The 25,380-nt window shown below is 72.2% G+C and carries 19 protein-coding genes; 7 read left to right on the plus strand and 12 right to left on the minus strand.

Features of this window, described 5'->3' with window-relative positions; all coding sequences use genetic code 11:
• Position 1 precedes the first annotated feature (1 nt).
• The gene (locus ACFYTT_RS14645; protein ID WP_176093215.1) at positions 2-1,249 is read left to right on the plus strand and encodes a glycosyltransferase; all 1,248 of its coding nucleotides are present in this window, start codon (positions 2-4) and stop codon (positions 1,247-1,249) included.
• Here ACFYTT_RS14645 and ACFYTT_RS14650 read toward each other — a convergent pair whose 3' ends face one another.
• The 3 genes from ACFYTT_RS14650 to ACFYTT_RS14660 all read right to left on the minus strand — a co-directional run bounded on the left by ACFYTT_RS14650 (position 1,250) and on the right by ACFYTT_RS14660 (position 4,781).
• Entirely contained in the window at positions 1,250-2,671 is a 1,422-nt protein-coding gene (locus tag ACFYTT_RS14650; protein WP_131052507.1) for an O-antigen ligase, read from the minus strand.
• Positions 2,672-2,736: 65 nt separating this feature from the next.
• Positions 2,737-3,741 (minus strand): dTDP-4-dehydrorhamnose reductase family protein, encoded by a 1,005-nt coding sequence (locus ACFYTT_RS14655; protein WP_387259476.1) that lies wholly within the window; start codon positions 3,739-3,741, stop codon positions 2,737-2,739.
• Positions 3,738-4,781: a polysaccharide biosynthesis protein gene (locus ACFYTT_RS14660; RefSeq protein WP_131056612.1), complete on the minus strand. Its 1,044-nt coding sequence runs from the start codon at positions 4,779-4,781 to the stop codon at positions 3,738-3,740. Before ACFYTT_RS14660 ends, ACFYTT_RS14655 begins: the two co-directional genes overlap by 4 nt.
• 242 nt (positions 4,782-5,023) lie before the next feature.
• Here ACFYTT_RS14660 and ACFYTT_RS14665 point away from each other — a divergent pair, with 242 nt between their 5' ends.
• Genes ACFYTT_RS14665 through ACFYTT_RS14675 form a run of 3 tightly spaced genes read left to right on the plus strand, consistent with a single transcriptional unit; the run spans position 5,024 to position 7,934 of the window.
• On the plus strand, positions 5,024-5,764 hold the full coding sequence (locus ACFYTT_RS14665) for a sugar transferase (RefSeq protein WP_131056611.1): 741 nt from the start codon (positions 5,024-5,026) through the stop codon (positions 5,762-5,764).
• Positions 5,761-6,690: an NAD(P)-dependent oxidoreductase gene (locus tag ACFYTT_RS14670; RefSeq protein WP_176093217.1), complete on the plus strand. Its 930-nt coding sequence runs from the start codon at positions 5,761-5,763 to the stop codon at positions 6,688-6,690. Before ACFYTT_RS14665 ends, ACFYTT_RS14670 begins: the two co-directional genes overlap by 4 nt.
• Positions 6,687-7,934 (plus strand): glycosyltransferase family 4 protein, encoded by a 1,248-nt coding sequence (locus ACFYTT_RS14675; RefSeq protein WP_387259478.1) that lies wholly within the window; start codon positions 6,687-6,689, stop codon positions 7,932-7,934. Before ACFYTT_RS14670 ends, ACFYTT_RS14675 begins: the two co-directional genes overlap by 4 nt.
• A 20-nt stretch (positions 7,935-7,954) precedes the next feature.
• On the opposite strand, the gene ACFYTT_RS14680 is transcribed toward ACFYTT_RS14675, so the two are convergent.
• Positions 7,955-8,383, minus strand: a complete 429-nt coding sequence (locus tag ACFYTT_RS14680) for a hypothetical protein (RefSeq protein ID WP_387259481.1) — start codon at positions 8,381-8,383, stop codon at positions 7,955-7,957.
• A 33-nt stretch (positions 8,384-8,416) separates the two neighbouring features.
• Positions 8,417-10,918, minus strand: coding sequence for a Tex family protein (locus tag ACFYTT_RS14685; protein WP_387259485.1), 2,502 nt, complete (start codon positions 10,916-10,918; stop codon positions 8,417-8,419).
• Between ACFYTT_RS14685 and ACFYTT_RS14690 the strand changes: the two genes are divergently transcribed.
• Complete coding sequence (locus tag ACFYTT_RS14690) at positions 10,917-12,428, plus strand: deoxyguanosinetriphosphate triphosphohydrolase family protein (protein WP_131052870.1); 1,512 nt, start codon at positions 10,917-10,919, stop codon at positions 12,426-12,428. The two genes, ACFYTT_RS14685 and ACFYTT_RS14690, sit on opposite strands and share 2 nt — an antisense overlap.
• Positions 12,429-12,500: 72 nt before the next feature.
• Here the strand turns inward: ACFYTT_RS14690 and ACFYTT_RS14695 are convergent, their stop codons facing one another.
• The 6 genes from ACFYTT_RS14695 to ACFYTT_RS14720 form a co-directional block, all read right to left on the minus strand.
• Positions 12,501-13,649: an MBL fold metallo-hydrolase gene (locus tag ACFYTT_RS14695; protein ID WP_387259486.1), complete on the minus strand. Its 1,149-nt coding sequence runs from the start codon at positions 13,647-13,649 to the stop codon at positions 12,501-12,503.
• 53 nt (positions 13,650-13,702) lie between these two features.
• Complete coding sequence (locus tag ACFYTT_RS14700; RefSeq protein WP_236145747.1) at positions 13,703-14,470, minus strand: serine hydrolase; 768 nt, start codon at positions 14,468-14,470, stop codon at positions 13,703-13,705.
• A gap of 197 nt (positions 14,471-14,667) precedes the next feature.
• Positions 14,668-15,849, minus strand: coding sequence for a zinc-dependent alcohol dehydrogenase (locus ACFYTT_RS14705; protein ID WP_131053377.1), 1,182 nt, complete (start codon positions 15,847-15,849; stop codon positions 14,668-14,670).
• Between the two features lie 338 nt (positions 15,850-16,187).
• Positions 16,188-16,949: a succinate dehydrogenase/fumarate reductase iron-sulfur subunit gene (locus ACFYTT_RS14710; RefSeq protein ID WP_131053378.1), complete on the minus strand. Its 762-nt coding sequence runs from the start codon at positions 16,947-16,949 to the stop codon at positions 16,188-16,190.
• On the minus strand, positions 16,946-18,883 hold the full coding sequence (locus ACFYTT_RS14715) for a fumarate reductase/succinate dehydrogenase flavoprotein subunit (RefSeq protein ID WP_131053379.1): 1,938 nt from the start codon (positions 18,881-18,883) through the stop codon (positions 16,946-16,948). Before ACFYTT_RS14715 ends, ACFYTT_RS14710 begins: the two co-directional genes overlap by 4 nt.
• Positions 18,884-18,885: 2 nt before the next feature.
• Positions 18,886-19,578 carry a succinate dehydrogenase cytochrome b subunit gene (locus ACFYTT_RS14720; protein WP_255446612.1) on the minus strand — a complete coding sequence of 231 codons (693 nt, stop codon included), beginning with the start codon at positions 19,576-19,578 and terminating at the stop codon, positions 18,886-18,888.
• A 77-nt stretch (positions 19,579-19,655) separates the two neighbouring features.
• Here ACFYTT_RS14720 and ACFYTT_RS14725 point away from each other — a divergent pair, with 77 nt between their 5' ends.
• Positions 19,656-20,588 carry a LysR family transcriptional regulator gene (locus ACFYTT_RS14725; RefSeq protein WP_131053380.1) on the plus strand — a complete coding sequence of 311 codons (933 nt, stop codon included), beginning with the start codon at positions 19,656-19,658 and terminating at the stop codon, positions 20,586-20,588.
• A gap of 43 nt (positions 20,589-20,631) precedes the next feature.
• Here the strand turns inward: ACFYTT_RS14725 and hrpA are convergent, their stop codons facing one another.
• Positions 20,632-24,612 (minus strand): ATP-dependent RNA helicase HrpA, encoded by a 3,981-nt coding sequence (gene hrpA / locus ACFYTT_RS14730; RefSeq protein WP_387259492.1) that lies wholly within the window; start codon positions 24,610-24,612, stop codon positions 20,632-20,634.
• Positions 24,613-24,921: 309 nt separating this feature from the next.
• On the opposite strand from hrpA, the gene ACFYTT_RS14735 reads away from it, so the two are divergent.
• Complete coding sequence (locus ACFYTT_RS14735; RefSeq protein ID WP_176093224.1) at positions 24,922-25,299, plus strand: cytidine deaminase; 378 nt, start codon at positions 24,922-24,924, stop codon at positions 25,297-25,299.
• The last annotated feature ends 81 nt before the right edge of the window (positions 25,300-25,380 follow it).

The following is a 25,380-nucleotide window of genomic DNA, read 5'->3' on the forward strand; positions in this document are numbered from 1 at the left end:
GATGAACGACAGGATCCTGGTACGCGGCCCGGAGCAACGCCGTCCGGCGACCACCCGGGTACGCCCGGTCCGGCCACTGCTCGTCGGCGCGTACGCCTTCCCGTACGGCGACGCCACCTCCAACCGCCTGCGGCAGCTCGCCCGCAGCGCCGCGCCGGAGGGAGAGCGGACCCTGGTGGTGAACGACTGGCCCTGCGAGGTCCCCTTCCCCGGCCCCTTCGGCGACGTCGCCGGCATCGACCTGATCACGCTGCGGGTCCGGGGCGGCAACCGGCTCACCCGGATGGCGGCCCGCCTCGCCCGACCGGTACGCGTGCTGCGTGCCCTGCGTCGCGAGGGTGTCGACCGCGACGACGTCGGCGTGGTGCTGCTGCCGATGGCGATGATGACGCTCGGCAACTGGGCGGTGCTGCGGCTCGTGCTGCGCGCACCGGTGGTGGTGGACGCCAGCGAACGCCACGACCGGCACCAGTTCGCGCACGGCTGGCTCACCCCGTACTTCGTGCGGCACCGCTGGTCCACCTTCCTGACCACCCGGCTGGTGCGCCGGGCCACGGCGGTGACCGGTGCACTCGCCGACCACCTCGGCGCGTACGGCCTCGACGTGCTCGTGGTGCCGCCGCAGGTGGACTGTGCCGAGTTCGCGCCACCCCGGACACCGTCGCTGGCCGACGGGCTACGGCTGCTCTACGCCGGCACCCCGGGTCGCAAGGACATGCTCGACGTGATCGTGCGCGGCATCAGCCGGCTCGCCCCGGCGGACCAGCGGCGGGTGAGTCTGACCATCGCGGGCATCACCCGCGAGCAGGCCGCCACCGGGTCGGACCTGGACCCGGCGCTGCTGGACCGGGTCGCCGCCGAGGTGACCTTCCTCGGCCGGGTGCCCCGCGACACCGTGTTGACGCTGCTCGGCGGCGCGCACTTCTCGATGCTGGTCCGGCCCACCGGCGGGTACGCCGCGCACGGCTTCCCGTCGAAGGTGCCGGAGAGCCTCGCCGCCGGGTGCCCGGTGCTGCTCAACCACACCAGCGACCTGGCCGCGTACGTGCGGGACGGCGTCGAGGGTCTGGTGCTCGACGGGAACGGTCCGGACGACGTGCGTCGCGGGATCGAGCGGGCGCTTCGCCTGCGGGACGAGGACTGGACGGCGATGAGCCGGGCCGCGCTGTCCCGGGCCCGTGAGTCGTTCGACCACCGGGCCTGGCAGTCCCGGGTCACCGCGTTCCTGACCGCCGAGGGCCGTCGCTGATCAGCCGGGAAGCCCGGCCGGTGCCCGCCGGCCGGGCCGGGTGCGTACGCCCTCGGTGACACCGGCCTTCTCGTCCGGGTCGGCGGTGGGCCGGTGCAGCAGGGCGGCGACGGCGAGCCAGAACACGTACGGGTACGGCTGCCCGGTGCCGAAGATGGCCGACTCGGTCAACTGCACCATCACCCCGCTGACCACGAGCCAGACCAGGCCCGAGTTGGCCCCGCGCACCGGTGCGCGCAGCGCGCCGCGCCCGGCGGCCAGCAGCAGCGCCACCAGCGGGACGACGGCGGTGAGTCCCAGCTCCAGCAGCAGTTGCAGGTAGCTGTTGTGCACCACGCTGACGCCCGCCCCGAAGAACTCGTCGTAACTGGCGAGTTCGAACAGGTGGTTGCGGGACGCGTACCCGAAGCCCAGCGTGGGCCGGTTCTGCCACCACAGGTCGACGGTGGCCTGCCACATCTCGGTGCGGCCGTTGGACAGGTCGGCGCCCTCGGGATCGGTGAAGCGCAGCACGATCCGCTGCATCCACGGCGCCGAGAAGATCACCGGCAGCAGGTTGAACAGGTGCGCCACCAGCAGTGTCGCGGCCAGCGCCGTGACGGTGCGGACCACCGGCCCGAGCCCGTGCCGCAGCAGGACCCAGGCGGCGCCGACGAGCACGGCGACGATCGCGGTCCGCGACTGCGACAGCAGCAGGCAGACGCCGGCCGGCAGGACGCCGAGCAGCAGGACGGGTCGGCGGTACTCCTGGTACACCGCCCAGCCCAGCGGGATGGCCAGGGCGCACACGATCCCGAGCATGTTCGGGTTGTTGTAGATGCCCTGGAACCGCTGGCTGCTGGACAGCGCGGCGGTCAGCACGCCGCCGCTGACCCCGTACCCGAGGCTGACCAGGGCGGAGACGCTGAGGACCAGGTAGACCGTCCGCAGGTCGGCCAGCATCACCCCGCGCGCGGACCACCGCCTGCGCACCAGTACGTGCACCAGGGCGGCCAGCAGCACCAGGGCCACACCACGCTGGAAGGTCTCCATCGGGACCACCGACCAGACGGTGCTGAGCGTGGCGAGCCCGGCGACCGACCAGAGCGCGACGACGAGGACGCCGGTCCACGGCGCGAGCCGGACCGGGGCCCGGACCGGCCGGCACAGCCCCCACACCACCAGGGCGGCGACCGCGGCGTAGCGCGGATAGAAGCTCAGCTCGACCAGGGCCGGGAGGTCCGACGAGGCGCAGACCAGCAGCGCCGTGGTCAGACCCAGCAACCACCGCCAGCCGTCCACCCGACGGACCAGGGCGACCAGCAGGAGAAGCAGGGTCAGTCCGATCGCGACCAGCGGGGCGTCGACCGCGACGAGGGTCGTGACCACGACGAGTGCCGCCGCCCCCGCGACGACGCCCCACTGGGCCAGACGGTTCAACACGTGGTGTCCTTCGGTTCGCGGCCGGCCCGCGCACCACGCGGCCGGCGGGTCGTCCTCGTCCGCCGTCAGACCCGGATGCCGGGCCGGTCCGTCGACGCCTCGGTCCAGCGGGTGCGGGCCGCGTGCATGGCCCGGACCATCTCCGGCCAGTCCGGCGGCCGGTAGCCGGTGGCTCCGGCGAGCGCGTCGGCCCGCATCGAGCGGTCGCAGACGAACCCGTCGTCCGGCACCAGCTCACCCGGCCATCCGTACACGTCGGCGACCAACCGCAGCAGGTCGTGCTTGGTGATCGGGTCGGCCGCGACGTGGTAGAGCCCGGTCAGGTCCTCGCGGGGCAGCACCACGGTGCGCAGCAGCCGGGCGAACTCGACGGTCGTCACGCCGGTGTAGACGGCCCGGGTGAAACCGCGTACCTGGCCCCGTTGGGCGAGGAACCAGTCCACCAGGGAACGGTGGGTGGCCAGCTCGTGCCCGACGATCGACGTGCGCAGGGTGAGCGCGGACGGCCCGGTCGCCTCGCCGAGCAGCTTGGACCGCCCGTACAGGTCGGGCGGATCAGGCAGGTCGTCCTCGGCGTAGCCACCCCGTCGACCGGAGAAGACACAGTCGGTGCTGACGTGCACCAGCCGGGCGCCGAGGTCGGCGCAGGCGTCGGCGAGCAGGTGCGGCAGGAGCGCGTTGAGCGTGACGGTCGGCACCGCCTCCTGCACGTCCAGCCGCTGCTTGATGACGCCGACGCAGTTGATCACCACGTCCGGCCGCAGCAGGTCGAGGAAGCGGCGGACCTCGGCGAACCCGGTGGCGTCGACACCCGTGGTGATCCGGTCGCGCAGGTGCGCCGGGAACCACCCCGCGTCGTCGTCGACGCGCCGGGCCAGGCCGTGCACGTCCAGGTCGGGGTCCTCGCTCAGCTCGCGCAGGAGAGCGTGGCCGAGCATGCCGGTCACCCCGACGACGAGTACCCGCCGGGTGGCCGGGCGCGACGCGGCGTCGGCCTGGTCGCGCCGCCGGGGCACCCGTTCCGTCGCGCCGCCGCCCGCGACCGGGTCGGCACCGCGCCGCTCGGTCATGCGGGTACGACGGCGGCCGCCGCGGCCTCGAGCTGCGCCCGTACCTCGGGCAGGGTCCGCAACAGCGCCTCGATCTCCGGTACGGAGAGCCGGCGGGCGTTGTGCGAGTGGAAGTCGGCCAGCGCGCCCCGCTCGACGTTGCCCTCCTCGAAATAGAGGGCGTAGTTCAGGTCGCGGCTGTCCACCGGCACCCGGAGGAATTCCCCCAGGTCCTCGGCGTGGGCGAGTTCCTCCCGGCTGGCCAGGGTCTCGTAGAGCTTCTCCCCGTGCCGGATGCCGAGCACGTCGAACTTGGCGGGCACCCCGAACAGGTTGCACAGGGCGGTGGCCAGGTCGCCGATGGTGCAGGCGTCGGCCTTGCGGATGAACACGTCGCCCGGCTGTCCGTGGCGGAAGGCGTGCTCGACCAGGTCGACCGACTGCGCCAACGACATCAGGAAGCGGGTCATCGACGGTTCGGTGACGGTCGGCAGCGCGCCCCGGCGGATCTGCTCGATGAACAGCGGGATGACCGAGCCGCGCGAGTACATCACGTTGCCGTAGCGCACACAGCAGACCCGGGTCCGGGCCTGTGCGTTGTTCCGGGCGTGCGCCTGGGCCACCTTCTCCATCAGGGCCTTGGTCATCCCCATCGCGTTCACCGGGTAGACGGCCTTGTCGGTGCTGAGCAGCACCAGCGTCTCGACGCCGACCCGTTCGCAGGCCTCGACCACGTTCGCGCTGCCGAGCACGTTCGTGCGCAGCGCCTCCAGCGGAAAGAACTCGCAGGACGGGACCTGCTTCAGGGCGGCGGCGTGGAAGACGAACTCCATGCCCCGGGCAGCCTTGAGCACACTGTCGTAGTCGCGGACGTCACCCACGTAGTAGCGGACCCGGTCGTCGCGCAGACGGTGCCGCATCGCGTCCTGCTTGGATTCGTCGCGGCTGAGGACCCGTACCTCGGTGGCGCCGGCGTCGAGCAGCCGGGAGACCATCGTCTGGCCGAATGACCCGGTGCCACCGGTAATCAGAAATCGCCTGTCCGAAAGCGAGGAAATCACATCTGGCCCTGCCTGTTCCCTGTCGAGTGTTCCGCGGTGAGTCGGGACAGCATCCACCGGCGAACATACCGATTCACGAACTGGTCCGGGTCGGCTTTACCGAATTTGAAAAGGAGTCTCGTTCGGATTTCCGGAGTGGGTGGATCAAAGCGAGCGCCATTCATTCCACCGTACGGTCCGAACCGCGCGCCACAAAATGTGAAAGCGCGATCCGGAGCAGTGGAGAATGATATGCGTATCGCATGCCAAAAGTTGCTCTCCATGCGACGCACACGCGTGCCGGGGCTCCCGGCGAGGCCAGCGACCGGCGCGGAATCGCCGAGGACCCGGCGCTCCGGCGACCCTACGACCGGTGGAAGCGGCTGCTCGACGTCGTGGGCGCCCTCCTCGTCCTGGTCCTGGGCGCACCGTTGATGGCCCTGGTGGCCCTCGTGGTGCTGATCGCCCACGGTCGGCCGGTGCTGTTCCGGCACAAGCGGCCCGGCCTGCACGGCGAGCTGTTCGAGATGGTCAAGTTCCGGACCATGCGGCACCCCGACCCGGACCGGGGGCTGGTCACCGACGCGCAACGCCTGACCCGGGTCGGCCGCTGGCTGCGGGCCAGCAGCCTGGACGAACTGCCGGAGTTCTGGAACGTGCTGCGGGGCGAGATGAGCGTCGTCGGCCCCCGCCCGCACCTGGTGCAGTACCTCGACCTCTACAGCCCGGAGCAGGCCCGCCGACACGACGTACGGCCCGGCATCACCGGGCTCGCGCAGGTCCGTGGCCGCAACGCGCTGGAGTGGCAGGCCAAGTTCGCTCACGACGTCGAGTACGTCGACCGGTGCTCCTTCCTGCTGGACCTGAAGATCGTGCTGGCCACCGTCTGGGTGGTGGCCAGCCGCCAGGGCATCTCCGCGCCGGGGGCGGCCACCTGGCACGAGTTCACCGGCAATCCACCACAGTCGTCGGTCTCCGAGGCGGATCCCGCGTACCGCCGATGAACCGGGTCCTGCTGCTCGGTGCCGGCGGGTTCCTCGGGCGGCACGTCCGGGCCCTGCTCGCCGCGCACGCCGACGTCCGGGCGCCCGACCGGATGGCCTGCGACCTGGTCCGCATCGAGCTGCCGGCGCTGATCGCGCTGCTGGCCCGGGAACGGCCCGACGTGGTGGTGTCCGCCGCCGGCCGGATCGTCGGCTCCGGGTACGACTTCGTGCGCGCACACGTGCTGGCCACTGCCAAGCTCGTCGAGGCGATGGCCGAGGCCGTACCGGCGGCCCGGCTGGTCCGGATCGGGTCGGCCGCCGAGTACGGTGCCGTGCCGTACGGCCTCGCGGTGTCCGAGGACCACCCGTGCGCGCCGGTCAGCGAGTACGGGCTCAGTCACCTGACCGCGACCCGGCTGGCGGAACTGGCCGGTGCGGCCGGCCGGGTCGACACGGTCGTGCTGCGGGTCTTCAACCCGGTCGGACCCGGCATCCCCGCAGGCAACGTGCTCGGTCGGGTCACCGGGCTGATCAGGTCGGCGCACGCCGCCGGGGACGACGGGATCGCGCTGGGCCTGCACGACACGTACCGCGACTTCGTCGACGTGCGGGACGTGGCGTCGGCGGTCCTGGCGGCGGCGCGCAGCGCGCCCACGACCGACCGCGTCGTCAACGTCGGCAGTGGCCGGGCGGTGGCCGTCCGCGACGTGGTCCGCCTGCTGGCCGAGGTGGCCGGGTTCACCGGTGACATCCGGGACGGCGGCTTCGCCGCCGACGCCGGGCGCTCCGCCACCGTGCCGTGGATGTGCGCGGACACCACACGTGCCGGGCGGGTGCTCGGCTGGGCGCCCGCGTACGACCTGCGCGAGTCGCTGACCGCGCTGTGGCGCACCGACGGTGCCGCGCCGCCGGTACGCCCGCTGGCCCAGGTGGAGACGGGATGAGGCACATGCGGATCGGCCTGCTCACGCAATGGTTCGACCCGGAGCCCGGCCCGGCCGCACTGCCCGGGATGCTCGCCACCGCCCTCGCCGGCCGGGGGCACGAGGTGCAGGTGCTCACCGGCTTCCCCAACTACCCGACCGGGCGGCTGGCCCCTGGCTACCGGATGGCCCGCCGCCGGGACGAGACCGTCGGCGCGACCAGGATCCGGCGGGTCGCGCTCTATCCGAGCCACGACCGTTCCGCGCTGCGCCGGGTGGCCAACTACGGCTCCTTCGCGGTCTCCGCGCTGGCCTCCGGCACGCCGGTGCTGCGCGGGCTGGACGCGCTCTGGGTGGGCAACTCGCCGATCAGCGTCGCGCTCCCGATGTGGTTCGCCCGGTACGCGCACCGGGTGCCCGTGCTGCTGCACGTCCTCGACCTCTGGCCGGACAGCGTGGTGGCCAGCGGCTTCCTCGGCACCGGGCGGCTGTCCCGGACCGTCGAGCGGGGCATGGCCGGCTGGTGCGACGCGATGTACCGCAGCGCCGCCCGCGTCGCCTGCGTCTCGCCCGGCGCCGTGGACCTGCTCGCCGGTCGTGGCGTACCCCGGGAGAAGCTGCGGCACATCCCGATGTGGGCCGACGAGACCCCCCGGCCCCGCGCCGGTGACCTGCGCGCGGAGCTGGGCCTGCGACCCGACCAGGTGGTCCTGGTGTACGCCGGTGCGCTCGGCGAGGCACAGGGGCTGGACTCGCTCGTCGACGCCTGCGCCCGGGTGACCGATCCCCGGCTGGTCTGCCTGATCGCCGGCTCCGGCACCACCGAGGAACGGCTGCGTCGCCGGGCCGAGGAACTGGGCGCGGCCCACGTGCGCTTCCTCGGGCAACTGCCCCGGGAGCGGATGCCCGCGCTGATGGCCACCGGCGACGTGCACTACGTGAGCCTGCGGCCGGGCGGCATGTCGGCGTACACGATGCCGAGCAAGGTGCAGGCCACCCTGGCCGCGGGACGGGCGCTGCTGGTGGCCGCCGAGGGCGACGCCGCCGACGTGGCCCGCGACAGCGGAGCCGGGATCACCGCCCGGCCTGGCGACCCCGACTCGATCGCCGCCGCGCTGCGCGAACTCTGCGACCTGGGCCGGGAGAAGCTCGACCTGCTCGGGCAGGCCGGTCGGCAGCACTACGAGCGGGTCTTCTCGGTCTCCGCCGGCGCCGAGCGGGTGGAGCGGGCGCTCTCCGAGGTGGTCGACACCCACCGACGCTGAGAGGGTCGGCGTCGGCGGCGTCAGGGCCAGTCGTCACCGGCGTCCAGGCGTCGGTCCAGCAGCTCCGTCAGGGGCAGAGACTCGCCGTCCCGGCCACCCCGGCCGACCACCAGCGGCGGTGGGACCGGCGGGCAGACCGCGCCGAACAGCAGCGCACGCAGACTGTTCGGCACGGTCAGCAGATAGAAGTTCCCCCGGGTGTCCACCGCCCGCGAGCGGCCCCGGTCGACGTACCAGCCGGTCAGCCCGGTGCGGTAGCGGTGCCGCCCGTCGTACGACGTCACCCGCAGCCGCTCCGGGCGCAGACCGCGCGCGGTCGCGTCGGCGGCGAAGCGGTGCACCAGCTCCGCCGCCGCAGCCTGCTCCACGGCCCGGGCCCGGGACTCGGCCTCGGCGTGCGCGTGCACCGCCCGCCGCCGCTGCTCCCGCCAGTCCTCGTCGCCCGCCATGGCGCTCACCGTACGCCGCCCACCGGGGAGGGCTCAGGCCAGTCCGGCCCGACGCAACGCCTCGGCCATCGCGTCGTTCGCCGGCCCGGCCGGACCCCGGCCCTGCCGCTGCTGCGGCCCGCCACGCTGTCCACCCCGGTCACCGCGACCGCCGCCGCGTCCACCCTGGCCACCACTGCCCTGGCCGCCGCCGTCCCGGCCGCCCCGGTTCTCCCGACCGGCCTGGTTCTCCGGACGGCCCGGGTTCTCCCGACCACCGCGCTCGCGCGTGCCGCCCCGGGCGGCCTCTGCGTCGTCGTCCAGCCGCAGCGTCAACGAGATGCGCTTGCGCGGTACGTCCACGTCCAGCACCTTGACCTTCACCACGTCGCCGGACTTCACCACCTCGCGCGGGTCCTTGACGAAGGTGCGCGACATCGCCGACACGTGCACCAGACCGTCCTGGTGCACCCCGACGTCGACGAAGGCGCCGAAGGCGGCCACGTTGGTGACCACGCCCTCCAGCACCATCCCCGGCGTCAGGTCACCGATCTTCTCGACGCCCTCGACGAAGGTGGCGGTCCTGAACTCCGGACGCGGGTCGCGCCCCGGCTTCTCCAACTCGGCGAGGATGTCGGTGACCGTCGGCAGACCGAACGTCTCGTCGACGAAGTCGGTGGCCCGCAGGCCGCGCAGGATCGCCGACCGGCCGATCAGCGTCCGCAGGTCCTGCCCGGTGGTGGCCAGGATCCGGCGCACCACCGGGTACGCCTCGGGGTGCACGCTGGAGGAGTCCAGCGGGTCGTCGCCGTCGGGGATGCGCAGGAAGCCGGCGCACTGCTCGAACGCCTTCGGCCCGAGCCGGGGCACCTTGCGCAGGTCGGAGCGGCTGCGGAACGGCCCGTTGGCGTCCCGGTGCAGCACGATGTTCTCGGCCAGCCCGGCACCGATCCCGGAGACCCGGGTCAGCAGCGGCGCGGAAGCGGTGTTCACGTCCACCCCGACGCCGTTGACGCAGTCCTCCACCACCGTGTCCAGCGACCGGGAGAGCTTCACCTCCGACAGGTCGTGCTGGTACTGCCCGACGCCGATGGACTTCGGGTCGATCTTCACCAGCTCGGCGAGCGGGTCCTGCAACCGGCGCGCGATGGAGACCGCGCCACGCAGCGACACGTCCATCCCGGGCAGCTCCTGCGCCGCGTACGCGGAGGCGGAGTAGACCGAGGCGCCCGCCTCGGAGACCATCACCTTGGTCAACCCGAGCTGCGGGAAACGCTTGATCAGGTCACCGGCGAGCTTGTCGGTCTCCCGGCTGGCCGTACCGTTGCCGATCGCCACCAGCTCCACCCGGTGCGCCGTGGCGAGCCGGGCCAGCGTCTCGATCGAGGCGTCCCACTGCCGGCGCGGCTCGTGCGGATAGATCGTGTCGGTGGCGACCACCTTGCCGGTGGCGTCCACCACCGCCACCTTCACCCCGGTCCGCAGACCCGGGTCCAGACCCATCGTGGGCCGGGCCCCGGCCGGCGCGGCCAGCAGCAGGTCGCGCAGGTTGGTGGCGAAGACCCGGACGGCCTCCTCCTCGGCCGCCTGCCACAACCGCATCCGCAGGTCCGCGCCGAGGTGGATGAGGATCCGGGTACGCCACGCCCAGCGCACCGTGTCGGCCAGCCACCGATCCGCCGGCCGCCCCTGGTCGGTGACCCCGAACCGGCCGGCGATCGCCGCCTCGTACCGGGTCGGTCCGGTGAGCGTGTCGGCGTCGCCGTCGGCCTCCGGGTCCATGGTCAGGTCGAGCACACCCTCCTTCTCGCCCCGGAACATGGCCAGGATGCGGTGCGAGGGCAGCTTCGGGTACGGCTCGGCGAAGTCGAAGTAGTCGGCGAACTTCGCGCCGGCCGACTCCTGCCCCTCGCGTACCCGGGCCACCAGCCGGCCGCGCGACCACATCTGCTCGCGCAGCGTGCCGATCAGGTCGGCGTCCTCGGCGAACCGCTCGATCAGGATGGCCCGCGCCCCGTCCAGCGCGGCGGCGGCGTCGGCCACCCCCTTGTCCGCGTCGACGTAACCGGCGGCGGTCTCCCGGGGGTCCCGGGCCGGGTCGCCGAGCAGCGTGTCGGCCAGCGGCTCCAGCCCCGCCTCGCGGGCGATCTGCGCCCGGGTCCGCCGCTTGGGCTTGTACGGCAGGTAGATGTCCTCCAGGCGGGACTTCGAGTCGGCCGCCATGATCTGCGCTTCCAGGGCCTCGTCCAGCTTGCCCTGGGAGCGGATCGACTCCAGCACCGCCGCCCGCCGCTCGTCCAGCTCCCGCAGGTAGCGCAGGCGCTCCTCGAGCGTCCGCAGCTGGGTGTCGTCGAGCAGCCCGGTGGCCTCCTTGCGGTACCGCGCGATGAACGGCACCGTGGCGCCGCCGTCGAGCAGCTCCACGGCCGCGCGGACCTGGCGCTCGGCGACGCCGAGCTCCTCGGCGATGCGCTGATCAACTGAGAGGGTCACGATGGGCTCCGCCTTCTGGTGTGGGTTCCGTGGTGCATTCTGCCGGGCTACCGTGGCGATCATGGAACCACCTGTGGAGCCGCGCGCCCGACGTCTCTTCGGCGGCAGCGCGCGCACCCTCGGCGACCTCGCGAGCAGCCCGTTCCGCGCGGACCGGGACCGCATCGTCGGCTCGCCGTTCTTCACCCGTCTGGGCGGCGTCACCCAGGTGGTCAGCCCCGGCGGGTCCGGGCTGCTGGTGCACAACCGGCTCACGCACAGCCTCAAGGTCGCCCAGGTGGCCCGCGCGATCGCCGAACGCCTCACCGCCGACGGATGGCAGCGTGACCTGGTGGAGAAGCTGGGCGGCTGCGACCCGGACGTGGTGGAGGCCGCCGCGCTCGCCCACGACCTCGGCCACCCGCCCTTCGGGCACCTGGGCGAACGGGTGCTGGACCGGCTGGCCCGGCACCGGCTCGGCCTCACCGACGGCTTCGAGGGCAACGCCCAGTCGTACCGGATCGTCACCTCGACCGAGATCCGGGGCGCGGCCACCACCGGTCTGGACCTGACCGCGGCGGTCCGGGCGGCGATGCTGAAGTACCCGTGGACCCGACTCGACCACCCGGACCCGCACCCGCGCCTGATGGACCCGCCGCCGCGCGGCGCCACCCCGCCCCCGGACGACCCGGACAGCGGTTCGGCCAAGTTCGGGGCGTACCGCACCGAGCTGGAGGACCTACGGCAGGCCCGCGCGCCGTTCGCCGGTCGGATCGCCGACTGGCAGCAGACCGTCGAGGCGTCGGTGATGGACACCGCCGACGACGTCGCGTACGCCATCCACGACGTGGAGGACTTCTATCGCGTCGGGGTGCTCCAGCAGGGCGCGGTCGCCGCCGAGCTGATGGCCTGGCAGCGGGAGGGCGGCAGCCTGCGGGCCATCACCGACGCGGCGTTGCAGACCTCGGCCCGCCGGCCCGGCTCGGCGATCGAGCGGCTGCGCCGCCAACTGCACCGCAAGGACGCCTGGATCGCCGACGACGACGCCTTCGCGGCGGCCGTCGAACACGTCCGGGAGGAACTGGTCGAGGGCCTGCTGGCGGTGCCCTTCGACGGCTCGATCGAGGCCGAACAGTACGTCGCCCGGTTCTCCGCCCGGTGGACCGACCGTTTCGTGGACGCGATCACCGTGGTCGAGCAGCCCGGCATGCGCTCCGGGCACGTGCTGCTGGCCCCGGCGCAGTGGCACGAGGTGCAGGTGCTCAAGTTCGTCCATCACCGGTTCGTGCTGGCCCGCCCCGACCTGGCACTGCACCAGCGGGGTCAGGCCCGGCTGCTCGGCACCCTGGTCGAGGCGCTGTTGGAGTGGCTGCTCGACCCGGAGGAGGAGTCCCGCCTGCCCCGGCGGCTGCACGACCTGGTCGAGTTGGCCGAGGCGGAGCTGCACCCGCGTACCCCGGACCGGCTCGGCAAGGCGCGGGGCCGTGCCATCGTGGACTTCGTCGCCCAGCTCACCGACGGTCAGGCGGTGGCGATGCTGGACGCCCTCTCCGGTCGCTCCGGCGCCCTCTGGACCGACGCCTTCGTCCTCTGACAGATGCAAGGAGGGGTCCCTTCCTAACGCCTACGGCATAGGAAGGGACCCCTCCTAACAACAGCGAAGAGCTCAGGCGACCGCCTGCCACCAGCCGTCGACCGACGGCGGGTCGTCGACCACGACCCGCTCGCCGGGTCGGGGCACGGCCAGCCGGACGTCGCGGGCCTTCGCCTCGGCCCAGAGCCGGTCCACCGGCTCGGACCAGTCGTGCAGCGCGAGGTTGAAGGTCGCCCAGTGCACCGGCACGAACAGCCCGCCGCGCAGGTCCAGGTGGGCGGCGACGGCCTCCTCCGGGAACATGTGGATCCCCGGCCAGGCCCGGTCGTACGCGCCGATCTGCACCAGCGTCGCGTCGAACGGCCCGTGCGCCGCCCCGATCTCGGCGTACCCGTCGAAGTAGCCGGAGTCCCCGGTGTAGTAGACCTTCCGCTGCCGACCGGCGACCACCCAGGAACTCCAGAGCGTGCCGTTGCGTCGCAGTCCCCGGCCGGAGAAGTGCTGCGCGGCGGTGCAGGTGATCTCCAGGTCGGCCACCCGGTGCGTCTGCGACCAGTCCAGTTCGATCACCCGGTGCGCCGGCACGCCCCACCGGTCGAGGTGCGCGCCGACGCCGAGCGGCACCAGGAACGGCGCTGACTGGCGGGCGGTCAGCTCCCGCACGGTGGCCATGTCGAGGTGGTCGTAGTGGTCGTGGGAGATCAGGATCGCGTCGAGCTGCGGCAGTTCGTCGAGGCGTACCGGCGGCTCGTGCAGGCGACGCGGACCGACCGCGTCCGACGGCGAGCACCTGTCGCTCCAGACCGGGTCGAGCAGCACCCGCCGGCCCTCGATCTCGATCAGCGTGGAGGCGTGGCCGTACCAGACGAGGTTCAGCTCGCGGGCCCGGTCGACGTCCGGCGCGGGCGTCGGGCGGACCAGCGGCACGGCACCCGTCGGCCGGCGCTGCTGCTTACCGAAGATCATCTCGCGGAACAGGTTGCTGTCCGGGACGGGCGCCGTCCGGGTGCTCGCCCGGTTGTGGAACGTCCCGTCGTGGAACTGCGGCGACCGGGCCGCCCGTTCCGCCCGCGCCCCGGCCAGTCGGCCACCGAGCGCGGCCGGTACGCCCCGGGCCGCCCACGCGAGTCCGGCCAGTCCGGCCAGCGCGGCCACCCCGGCCACCGATCCCGCGATCCGTCGGCCGGTGACTCGTCCCGTCTGCTCCTTCGGCGCGCGCATGGTTGCCCCCCTCTGCTGATCCCCGCCGTCCACGGTAGCCCTCGCCGTCCGGTTCAGCCGTGGATGCCGGGGCGGAGGGGGCGAGGCTCGCCGGGGCCCAGCCGGTCGGCCAGGTCCAGCAGCCGCCGACCCAACCGGGCCCGGGCCTGCACGGCGGGGTGGGTCGCCCCGAAGTCGTCCGCCCCCGGTTGGCCGGCAGCGAAGAAGGCGTACGTCAGCCGGGGCGTCCCGGCCGTGTCGAAGATCACCCCGGCCTCGTGCCGGGCGTCGCGGAACCAGCCGGCCTTGGTGGCGATCCGGGATCGCTCGGCCGAGGACATGGTGCGCCGGATGCCGTCGGTGAACGCCACCGGCGAGCGCAGCGACCGCAGCACGAACGCCGTCGAGGCGGGGGAGAGCAGGGTGCCGCCGACGAGCGCCCGCAACAGGTCGTGCGTCTCGCGGGCCGTACTGGTGCCGAGGTGGAACCGGGGCGAGTCGGCCACCGGCTGCACGGACGTGTCCGGGAAGCCCTTCGCCACCAGGATCCGGTTGACCTCGACGGCCGGGCAGACCAGCGCGCAGAGCCGCACCGCGACGTCGTCGGAGACGGTCAGCAGGTTCGCCAGGACGAGCCCCACCGTCACCCGGCTGGGGTACGCGCCGGCCAACCCGAAGATGCCGTCGCCGCCCGGCGTGACGGTCTCGGCGGTCACCTCGACCTGCTGGTCGAGGGCGAGCCGGCCCCGGTCGACCGTGTCGAGCACCGCCGTCGCCACCGCGATCTTGTTGACGCTGTACGCCTCGACCGGCAGGCTCGCCGACTCGTCCACCGCGACCACCGGGCCGCCTGGTCCGGCGAGACTGACGTACGCCTGCCAGTCGCCGCCGGCCCGGACCCGCTCCCGCCGGTACGCCGCCCGGACCCGTGCCGCGATCCGGCTCAGGTCGGCCTGCGTTTCGTCCGGATCGCGAATGACCCACTCCCGTCGGCCCGGGGCCCGTCACGGACACCCTAGACCCGGCCCGTGGCGACCGGTCACGGAGTGAGGACCGCCTTGACGCAGCCGTCCTCCTTGCGCTGGAACATCTCGTACGCCTGCGGGGCCTGGTCCAGCGGCAGCCGGTGGGTGCGCAGGTCCGAGACACCGAGCGGGTCCTCGTCGGTGAGCAGCGGGACGATCTCGTCGATCCACCGGCGTACGTGGCACTGGCCCATCCGCAACTGGATGCCCCGGTCGAACATCTCCATCAACGGCAGCGGGTCGACCTCGCCGCCGTACACCCCCGAGATGGAGACCGTGCCGCCGCGCCGGACGGCCTTCAGCGCGGCCTTGAGCACGACCAGCCGGTCCACCCCGGCCTTGTCGATCATCGGGTCGGCCAGCTTGTCCGGGAGCAGCCCGGCGGCGGCCTGGGCGAACTTGCCCAGCGGCGCGCCGTGCGCCTCCATACCCACCGCGTCGATGACCGCGTCCGGGCCGCGCCCGTCCACCAGCTCGATCAGGGCACCGGGTACGTCGTCGAGCTGGGACACGTCGAGCACCTCCACCCCGTGCCGACGGGCCATCTCCAGCCGCTCCGGCACCAGGTCCAGCCCGATCACCCGCTCGGCACCGAGCTGCCGGCCGACCCGCGTGCAGAACTGACCCACCGGGCCGAGGCCGAAGACGGCCAGCGTGCCGCCGGGCGGCGTGTCCGCGTACCGGACGGCCTGCCAGGCGGTGGGCAGGATGTCCGACAGATAGAGCCAACGCTCGTCCGGGCCGTGGTCCGGCACCGTGATCGGACCGAAGTCGGCGTGCGGCACCCGCAGGAACTCGGCCTGCCCACCGGGCACCGAACCGTAGAGGGAGGTGTAGCCGAACAGGGCCGCGCCCTTGCCCTCGGCGGTCACCTGGGTGGTCTCACACTGGGCGTACAACTGGCGCTGACACATCCAGCACGACCCGCAGGCGATGTTGAACGGCACCACCACCCGGTCGCCGGGCTTGAGCCGGGTCACCCCCGACCCGACCTCCTCGACGATTCCCATCGGCTCGTGCCCCAACACGTCACCCGGCTTCAGGTACGGCCCCAGCACCTCGTAGAGGTGCAGGTCCGAGCCGCAGATGGCGGTGGAGGTGATCCGTACGATCGCGTCGGTCGGCTCCTCGATCCTCGGGTCGGGCACGGTCTCCACCCGTACGTCCCGCTTGCCCTGCCACGTCAACGCCCGCATGTCGGTACCCCCTGAGTCGTCGCCTGAGGGGCTGCTACCCGACCCGACGCGCTTCAACCGACCCCGACCCCGCCTCCCTCCCGCCTCGTCATGATCCGCACAACTACCTGTCTCGCCCTCGTCGACCGAGGGGCGTCGATCATGGAGTGGTGGTGCCAGTAAAGCCGTCCAAATCGCCACAGAACCGCAGCCACAACTCCATGATCGGCGCATGCTGCGGGGTGTCGTGGTGCGGGTGCGGGGTGGGTGTGCGAACGGCCGCCGTGCCGGGGGTGGCAGGGCGGCCGTTCGACGTGGCCAGGTGCGGGGGCGGGCCCGACGGGTCGGGACCCGGCGGGTCAGGTGCCGGGGGTGTCGCTCCGCGTGGTGGTGGCGGCCAGGTAGTCGCGGTTCAGGCGGCCGATGGTGGTCAGCGGGATGCCCTTCGGGCAGACCACGGTGCACTCGCCCGCGTTGGTGCAGCCGCCGAAGCCGGCCTCGTCGTGCGCGTCCACCATGCCGATGACCCGGGTGTACCGCTCGGGCTGGCCCTGGGGGAGCAGCGAGAGCTGGGTGACCTTGGCGGCGGTGAAGAGCATGCCGGAGCCGTTCGGGCAGGCGGCCACGCAGGCGCCGCAGCCGATGCAGGCGGCCGACTCGAAGGCGGCGTCGGCGTCGGCCTTGGCCACCGGGACCGAGTGGGCCTCCGGCGCGCTGCCGGTGGGGGCGGTGATGTACCCGCCGGCAGCGATGATCTCGTCGAACGAGTTGCGGTTGACCACCAGGTCCTTGATGACCGGGAAGGCCCGGGCCCGCCACGGCTCGATGTCGATCGTCTCGCCGTCGGAGAACTGGCGCATGTGCAACTGGCAGGCGGTGGTGCCGCGCTGCGGCCCGTGCGCGTCACCGTTGATCATCAGGCCGCACATGCCGCAGATGCCCTCGCGGCAGTCGTGGTCGAAGGCGACCGGCTCCTCGCCGGAGAGGATGAGCCGCTCGTTGAGGACGTCGAGCATCTCCAGGAAGGACATGTCCGGTGAGACGTCCTCGACCTGGTAGGTCACCATCCGCCCCTTGTCCTGGGGGCTGGACTGACGCCAGATGCGCAGGGTCAGGTTCACTTGTAGCTCCGCTGCGTGGGGTGGACGTATTCGAAGTTCAGGTCTTCCTTGTGCAGCACCGACGGCTGCCCGGTGGCGGTGAACTCCCACGCGGCGACGTACGCGAAGTGCTCGTCGTCGCGCTGGGCCTCACCGTCGGGAGTCTGGTGCTCGGCGCGGAAGTGGCCGCCGCAGGACTCCTCCCGGTGCAGGGCGTCGATGCACATCAGCTCGGCCAGCTCGAAGAAGTCGGCGACCCGGCCGGCCTTCTCCAGCGACTGGTTCAGCCCCTCGCCGTCGCCGGGCACCCGTACCCGCTGCCAGAACTGGTCGCGCAGCGCGCGGATCTCGTCGATCGCCTTGCGCAGCCCGGCCTCGGAGCGCTCCATGCCGCAGTGCTCCCACATGATCTGGCCCAGCTCGCGGTGGAACGAGTCCACCGTGCGGTCGCCGTCGATCGCGAGCAGCCGCTGGATCCGGTCCTCGACGTCGCGACGCGCCTCGACGGCCGCCGGGTGGCTGCCGTCGACCTGCTCGAACGGGCCGGCGGCCAGGTAGTTGGCGACCGTGTTCGGCAGCACGAAGTAGCCGTCGGCCAGCCCCTGCATCAGCGCCGAGGCGCCGAGCCGGTTCGCGCCGTGGTCGGAGAAGTTCGCCTCGCCGATCACGAACAGGCCGGGGATGGTGGACTGGAGGTCGTAGTCGACCCAGAGGCCGCCCATCGTGTAGTGCACGGCGGGGTAGATGCGCATCGGGACCGCGTACGGGTCCTCGCCGGTGATCCGCTCGTACATCTCGAAGAGGTTGCCGTACTTGGCCTCGATGGCCTTGCGGCCGAGACGCCCGATGGCGTCGGCGAAGTCGAGGTAGACGCCGAGCTTGGTCGGGCCCACGCCACGGCCCTCGTCGCAGACGTACTTCGCGGCCCGGGAGGCGATGTCCCGGGGCACCAGGTTGCCGAAGGAGGGGTAGATCCGCTCCAGGTAGTAGTCCCGCTCGTCCTCCGGGATGTCCTGCGGGTTGCGGTCGTCGCCCTTGGTCTTCGGCACCCACACCCGGCCGTCGTTGCGCAGCGACTCGCTCATCAGGGTCAGCTTCGACTGGTGGTCGCCGGAGACCGGGATGCAGGTCGGGTGGATCTGGGTGTAGCACGGGTTGGCGAAGTACGCGCCCTTGCGGTGTGCCCGCCAGGTGGCGGTGACGTTGCAGCCCTTGGCGTTGGTGGAGAGGTAGAAGACGTTGCCGTAGCCGCCGGAGGCGAGCACCACCGCGTCGGCGAACTCGGTGCTGATCTCGCCGGTGACCATGTCCCGGACGACGATGCCCCGGGCCTTGCCGTCGATGATGATCAGCTCCAGCATCTCGTGCCGGGCGTTCATCTCCACGTTGCCCAGGCCGATCTGCCGCTCCAGCGCCTGGTACGCGCCGAGCAGCAACTGCTGGCCCGTCTGGCCACGGGCGTAGAAGGTGCGCTGCACCTGGGCGCCGCCGAAGGAGCGGGTGTCCAGCAGGCCGCCGTACTCGCGGGCGAACGGGACGCCCTGGGCGACGCACTGGTCGATGATGTTCACCGACATCTCGGCCAGCCGGTGCACGTTCGACTCGCGGGAGCGGAAGTCGCCGCCCTTGACGGTGTCGTAGAAGAGGCGGTGCACCGAGTCGCCGTCGTTGCGGTAGTTCTTGGCGGCGTTGATGCCACCCTGCGCGGCGATCGAGTGGGCCCGGCGCGGGCTGTCCTGGTAGCAGTACGACTTGACCCGGTAGCCCTGCTCGCCCAGTGTGGCGGCGGCGGCACCGCCGGCCAGCCCGGTGCCGACCACGATGACGGTCATCTTGCGCCGGTTGGCCGGGTTGACCAGCTTGGCCTCGAAACGGCGGCGTTCCCAGCGGGTCTCGATCGGCCCGTCGGGAGCCCGGGTGTCGGCGACCGGGTCGCCCTCGGTGAACAGATCCATGGTCAGGACACCAATCCGGTGAGTACGGCGAACGGGACCAGGAGGTAGCCGGCGCAGAGCACGACGGCGAAGGTCAACGCCACCAGGCGGGCCCGCTGCTCGCCACGGGGCGTCTGCTGCCCGAGGCTGCGCAGCGCGCTGAAGATGCCGTGCCGCAGGTGGAAGCCGAGCGCGACGATCGCCAGCGTGTAGAAGAGCGTGACGTACCAGCGCGCGGGCGCGAAGTCGGCCACCACGTTGGCGTACGGCCGGGACGGGTCACCGACCGGGTTCAGCGTGCCGGTGGTCAGGTCCAGGATGTGGTAGATCACGAAGAGCAGGATGATCACGCCGCCCCAGCGCATGGTGCGGGCGGCGTAGCTGCCCCGGACCTTCTTGCGGTGGGCGTAGCGCACCGGGCGGGCGGCGCGGGCCCGCAGCGCGAGGACGGTGGCCGCCCAGATGTGGCCGAGCACCGAGACCAGCAGGCCGATCCGCATGATCCAGAGGAACCAGGCGTGCGGCAGCACCGGGCCGCCGATTCCGCGCAGCCAGTGCGCGTAGTCGTTGAACGACGTGTCGCCCGCGAAGACCTTGAGATTGCCCAGCATGTGCGCGATGAGGAAGAGCACCAGGAAGATGCCCGTCACCGCCATGACCGCCTTCAGTCCGACATTGGATCGGATGGGCGACCGCGTTCTCGTCGTGACTACCACGAGCCCGACGCTAGGAGCACTTTGATCAGTCGTCCAATGCATCGACACCGCAGTCTTGATAGCCATAAGCTATGTAGATGCAGCTCCATCAGCTGAAGTACTTCGTAGCAGTGGCAGAAGTACGACATTTCACCCAGGCAGCCGACATCGTCGGCATAACTCAGCCCTCGTTGAGTAAGCAAATTCACGCTCTGGAGGACAGCCTCGGTGCGCCGCTGTTCGAGCGGGTAAGGGGGAACATCACGCTCACCGCCGCCGGCGAGGTGCTGCTCCCGCTGGCCAAGCGGATCCTGGCCGACGTCGACACCGCCACCCGGGAGGTGCAGGAGCTGGTCGGCCTGCGGCGCGGCCGGGTACGCCTCGGCGCCACCCCCAGCCTGGCCACCTCGCTGGCCCCGCCGGTGCTGCGCCTGTTCCGCGACGCGCACCCCACCATCGACCTGCGGGTGGAGGAGGGCGGTTCCCAGGACCTGGTCCGTGACCTGCTCCGCGGCGACCTCGACCTGGCGTTGATCATCATGCCGGCCCAGGGCACCGACCCCGGGCTGCGCGCCGACCCGATCCTGCGGGAAAGCCTGGTGGTCGCCTCCGTCGACCCGCTGCCGACCGCCTCGACCGGCGACGACCTGCGCATCACCGACCTGCGCGACCAGCCGCTGGTGATGTTCCGCGAGGGCTACGACCTGCGCGACGCCACCCTCCAGGCGTGCCGTGCCGCCGGGTTCGAGCCGACGCTCTCCGTCGACGGCGGCGAGATGGACGCCGTCCTCAGCTTCGTCGAGGCCGGGCTGGGCGTCGCCCTCGTACCCGGCATCGTGGTGGCCCGGCGACCCGGCATCCGGGTCACCCGGCTCGCGCCCCCCGGGGTCCGCCGCACCATCGCGGTGGCCCGCCGCCGCGACGTGGTGCCGACGCACGCCGGCCGCGAACTCCGCCGCATCCTGCTGGAGTACGTGCAGACCGCCACCGCCGACGCGCAGCTCCCGCCCGGCGTCGAACCTCTGGCCTAGTGCGGTGTCCAGGAACGTTGGCTGAACGTTTCTGGACACCGCACTAGCCGCTCTCCGCGTCGTCCATGGCGCGATAGATGCGCTGCTCGGAGACCGGGTACGGGGTGCCCAGCGCCTGGGCGAAGACGTTCACCCGCAACTCCTCGATCATCCAGGGGATCTGCCGCACCGCAGCCGAGGTCCGCCGGGCCACCGGCAGCGCCGCGACCATCTCGTCGTACTCCCGCTGCACCACCGCGACCCGGTCCTGCTGCTGCTTGTCCCGCTGCGGGTTCGCCGCCAGCCGGTCCATCCGCCGCTCGATCGCGGTCAGGTAGCGCAGCAGGTCGGGCAGGCGGGCGTACCCGGCCTCGGTGATGAACCCGGCGTGCACCAGGCGGGTGAGCTGGGCACGGATGTCGGCCAGGGCGGCCACCACGGCCAGGTTCCGGGTCGCGCCGAGCCGCTGCTGCACCGCGTACGCCGCGCCGAGCACCGCCCTGACCCGGTCCATCACCTCCACCACCGTGTCCACCAGCCCGGCCCGCACGGTGTCCCGCAGCGCGGCGAAACCCTCGGCGTCCCAGGCCGGTCCACCGGCGTCGCCGACCAGCTTGTCGATCGCCGCCCCGGCCGCGTCCTCGATCAACGCCTGCACCCCGCCGTGCGGGTTGCGGGACAGCGACAGCTTCGCCTCGTTGGAGAGCCGCCCCTGGAGGAACTTCGCCGGTGACGGCACGGTCAACCGCAGCAGCCGTCGGGTGCCCGCCCAGTGCGCGGCCTCCTGCTCGCCGGCCGAGTCGAAGACGCGTACGCCCACCGTGGCGCCCTCGTCCACAAGCGCCGGGTAGGCGGTCACCGCGTACCCGGCCCGGACCTGCTCGATGGTGCGCGGCAGGGTGCCGATCTCCCACCCGGTCAGCCCGGTACGCGCCACGTCCGGTGCGGCGGCGGCCACCACCTGGCGTACCTCCGCCTTGAGCCGGCGTTGCAGCTCCGGCAGGTTCTTGCCCTCGGCGACCGGCTTGTCGTCCTCGCCGAGCACCCGGAACGTGACCCGCAGGTGTGCCGGCAGCCGGCTCAGGTCCCAGGCGTCGCGGGGGACCGTCACCCCGGTCATCCGCCGCAACTGCCGGGTCAGCGCGTCCAGCAGCGGCTCCTCGCCGGGGGTGATCGCGGCCAGCGCGGCGCGGGCGTAGTCCGGCACCGGTACGAAGTTGCGGCGCACCGGCTTCGGCAGCGACCGGATCAGCGCGATCACCAACTCCTCGCGCAGCCCCGGCACCTGCCAGTCGAAGCTCTCCGCCGGCACCTGGTTGAGCAGCGGCAACGGGATGTCCACGGTCACGCCGTCGGTCGGGGTGCCCGGCTCGAAGGTGTACGTCACCGGCAGGCTGACCCCGTCGGCACTCCACGAGTCCGGGAAGTCGGCCTCGTCCACCCCGCCCCGACCGGCGTTGACCAGCAGTTCCCGGGTGAACGTCAGCAGGTCCGGCCGCTCGCGCCGCGCCGTCTTCCACCAACTGTCGAAGTGCCGCCCGGAGACCACGTCGGCGGGGATCCGCTCGTCGTAGAACTGGAAGATCGTCTCGTCGTCGACCAGGATGTCCCGCCGCCGGGCCCGGTTCTCCAACTCCTCCACCTCGGTCAGCAGCCGCTGGTTGTCCCGCCAGAACTGGTGGTGGGTGGACCAGTCGCCCTCGACCAGCGCGTGCCGGATGAACAGCTCCCGGCTCAGCGCCGGATCGATCCGACCGAAGGTGATCTTGCGGGAGGTGACCAGCGGTACGCCGTAGAGCGTCACCTTCTCGTACGCCATCACCGCCGCCTGCTTCTTCTCCCAGTGCGGCTCGCTGTAACTGCGTTTCACCAGGTGCTGGGCGAGCGGCTCGACCCACTCCGGCTCGATCCGGCCGTTCACCCGCCCCCACAGCCGGGACGTCTCCACCAGCTCGGCGGCCATCACCCAACGCGGCGGTTTGCGGAACAGCGCCGACCCCGGGAACAGCCCGAACTTCGCCCCCCGGGCCCCCAGGTACTCGTGCTTCTGAGCGTCCTTCAGGCCGATGTGGGAGAGCAGACCGGGCAACAGCGACTGGTGCACCCGGGGCGTGTCGATCTCCTCCGGCAGGTCCGCGTTCGGCGTACGCAACACCTGGCGCAACTGGCTGACGATGTCCTGCCACTCGCGTACCCGCAGGTAGTTGAGGTACTCGGCCTTGCACATCCGGCGGAACGCGCTCGACGACAGGGCCCGTTGCTGCTCGCGCAGATGACGCCAGAGATTGAGGTACGCGACGAAGTCCGACTCGGAGTCGGCGAACCGGGCGTGCGCCTGGTCCGCCTGCGCCTGCCGGTCGGCGGGCCGCTCCCGGGGATCCTGGATCGACAGCGCCGCGGCGATCACCATCACCTCGACGGCACACCCGTTGCGCTCGCCCTCCAGCACCATCCGGGCCAGCCGGGGGTCGACCGGGAGCTGGGCGAGACGCCGCCCGAGCGCGGTCAGCCGCCGGTCCGGGTCGGACTCCGTCGGGTCCAGGGCACCCAACTCGTGCAGCAGGTTCACGCCGTCGGCGATGTTGCGCCGATCCGGCGGGTCGATGAACGGGAAGGCGGCGATGTCGCCCAGCCCGATGGCGGTCATCTGGAGGATGACCGAGGCCAGGTTGGTGCGCAGGATCTCCGGGTCGGTGAACTCGGGGCGGGCCAGGAAGTCCTGCTCGTCGTAGAGCCGGATGCAGATGCCGTCCGAGGTACGCCCGCAGCGGCCCTTGCGCTGGTTGGCGCTGGCCTGCGAGACCGGCTCGATCGGCAGCCGCTGCACCTTGAGCCGCTGCGAGTAGCGGGAGATCCGCGCGGTCCCCGGATCCACCACGTACTTGATGCCCGGCACGGTCAGCGAGGTCTCCGCCACGTTGGTCGCCAGCACCACCCGCCGCCCACCGTGCGGGGCGAAGACACGGTGCTGCTCGGCGACGCTGAGCCGGGCGTACAGCGGCAGGATCTCGGTGTGCCGCAACGCCGGGCGGTTCTCGACGAGCCTGCCCAGCGCGTCGGCGGTGTCCCGGATCTCCCGCTCGCCGCTGAGGAACACCAGGACGTCGCCGGGCCCCTCGGCGGCCAGTTCCTGCACCGCGTCACCGATGGCCTGGACCTGGTCGCGGACGTTCTCCTCGTCCGTGTCGTCGGCGTCCTCGTCGACCTCGACCAGCGGCCTGTACCGCACCTCGACCGGGTACGTCCGGCCGGACACCTCGACCACCGGCGCCGGCACCCCGTCCGGGTGCTCGGCGGTGGGCGGCCCCGCGAAGTGCCGGGCGAACCGGTCGGTCTCGATGGTCGCCGAGGTGATGATCACCTTGAGGTCGGGGCGACGCGGCAGGAGCTGCCGGAGGTAGCCGAGAATGAAGTCGATGTTGAGGCTGCGCTCGTGCGCCTCGTCGATGATCAACGTGTCGTACTGGCGCAGCATCCGGTCGGTCTGCAACTCGGCCAGCAGAATGCCGTCGGTCATCAGCTTGACCAGACTGTTCTCGCCCACCTGATCGGAGAAGCGCACCTTGAAGCCGACCACGTCACCGAGCTGCGTGCCCAACTCCTCGGCGATCCGGTCCGCGACCGTACGCGCCGCCAACCGCCTCGGCTGGGTGTGCCCGATCAGCCCGTGCACCCCACGGCCCAACTCCAGGCAGATCTTCGGCAACTGGGTGGTCTTGCCCGACCCGGTCTCCCCGGCCACGATCACCACCTGGTGATCACGGATCGCCGCCGCGATGTCGGCCGCACGCTCGCTGACCGGCAACTGCGGCGGGTACGTCACCGTCGGCACCGCCGCGCGTCGGGCCGCCAGGCGCGCCTCCGCCTCGGCCACCTCGACCACGATCTCGGCGAGCGTCTCCTCCCGACGCTGCGGATCGCGCACCTTCCGCAACCCGTCCAGCCGCCGACGCAGCCGACGCTGGTCGCGGAACATCAACGGCGAGAGACGACGGTGCACCTCGCGAACCGGATCGGTCGCGGCGGTGGTGGCTTGATTCTGCATGTCGTGCCCAAGGATAGGCAGCGACCCGCCGACCCGCCTCCTGGTTACCCACCCGCCCGCGTGAAAGGAAGGGCCCCTTCCTAACGCCTCAGGTATAGGAAGGGTCCCCTCCTAACACCGAGCGCGCCTGCGTCGTGCGTGCCCTGCGTCGTGCGTGCCCTGCGCCGTGCGCGCCTGCGTGGAGCGCGCCTGCGCCGAGCGCGTACAGCGCGGTGCGCGTCCTGCGTCATGTGTGCCTGCGCCGCGTGGGCGTAAGCGGAGCGGCGGTCTATCGTTGACCGCCGAGCCGGAGCGAGTACGGGAACGCCGATGACGATGCGTGACACCGACCGGGCGCTGGTGCAGGCCGCCAGCGCCGTGGCCAAGCTGCGCTGTCGCAGCGCCGCCCACACCCTTGCGGCGGCGGCCCGCACCGTCGACGGGCGGATAGTCTCCGGCGTTAACGTCGTGCACCCCACCGGGGGTGCCTGCGCCGAGGTGGTCGTGGTGGGCACCGCAGCGACCCAGCTCGCGGGCGACCTGGAGACCATCGTCACTGTGGGCGATCGCGGTCGGAGTCTGGTTGCCCCCTGCGACCGGTGCCGGCGGCTGCTCGCCGATCACTTCCCGGCGCTCCGGGTGATCGCCGGCCCGCTGGACGCCCCGCAGGTGTACGAGATCACCGATTCACCCACCACGCCCGAGTAACTCACGCGCCCGAGTCACCCACCTGGCCGCGCGAAGCGCGCATCGTCATGATCCGCGCAACTTCGTTGATACTGCTGCCTC

This window comes from Micromonospora sp. NPDC003816 (genome assembly GCF_042874705.1).
Lineage (GTDB): Bacteria > Actinomycetota > Actinomycetes > Mycobacteriales > Micromonosporaceae > Micromonospora.

What these genes read in the sequence shown, in the direction of transcription:
- ACFYTT_RS14645 (WP_176093215.1), top strand. Translation starts at nt 2, where the DNA reads ATGAACGACAGGATCCTGGTACGCGGCCCGGAGCAACGCCGTCCGGCG.
- ACFYTT_RS14655 (WP_387259476.1), bottom strand. Translation starts at nt 3,741, where the DNA reads ATGACCGAGCGGCGCGGTGCCGACCCGGTCGCGGGCGGCGGCGCGACG.
- ACFYTT_RS14665 (WP_131056611.1), top strand. Translation starts at nt 5,024, where the DNA reads ATGCCAAAAGTTGCTCTCCATGCGACGCACACGCGTGCCGGGGCTCCC.
- ACFYTT_RS14670 (WP_176093217.1), top strand. Translation starts at nt 5,761, where the DNA reads ATGAACCGGGTCCTGCTGCTCGGTGCCGGCGGGTTCCTCGGGCGGCAC.
- ACFYTT_RS14675 (WP_387259478.1), top strand. Translation starts at nt 6,687, where the DNA reads ATGAGGCACATGCGGATCGGCCTGCTCACGCAATGGTTCGACCCGGAG.
- ACFYTT_RS14680 (WP_387259481.1), bottom strand. Translation starts at nt 8,383, where the DNA reads ATGGCGGGCGACGAGGACTGGCGGGAGCAGCGGCGGCGGGCGGTGCAC.
- ACFYTT_RS14690 (WP_131052870.1), top strand. Translation starts at nt 10,917, where the DNA reads ATGGAACCACCTGTGGAGCCGCGCGCCCGACGTCTCTTCGGCGGCAGC.
- ACFYTT_RS14685 (WP_387259485.1), bottom strand. Translation starts at nt 10,918, where the DNA reads ATGATCGCCACGGTAGCCCGGCAGAATGCACCACGGAACCCACACCAG.
- ACFYTT_RS14695 (WP_387259486.1), bottom strand. Translation starts at nt 13,649, where the DNA reads ATGCGCGCGCCGAAGGAGCAGACGGGACGAGTCACCGGCCGACGGATC.
- ACFYTT_RS14705 (WP_131053377.1), bottom strand. Translation starts at nt 15,849, where the DNA reads ATGCGGGCGTTGACGTGGCAGGGCAAGCGGGACGTACGGGTGGAGACC.
- ACFYTT_RS14715 (WP_131053379.1), bottom strand. Translation starts at nt 18,883, where the DNA reads ATGGATCTGTTCACCGAGGGCGACCCGGTCGCCGACACCCGGGCTCCC.
- ACFYTT_RS14725 (WP_131053380.1), top strand. Translation starts at nt 19,656, where the DNA reads ATGCAGCTCCATCAGCTGAAGTACTTCGTAGCAGTGGCAGAAGTACGA.
- hrpA (WP_387259492.1), bottom strand. Translation starts at nt 24,612, where the DNA reads ATGCAGAATCAAGCCACCACCGCCGCGACCGATCCGGTTCGCGAGGTG.
- ACFYTT_RS14735 (WP_176093224.1), top strand. Translation starts at nt 24,922, where the DNA reads ATGACGATGCGTGACACCGACCGGGCGCTGGTGCAGGCCGCCAGCGCC.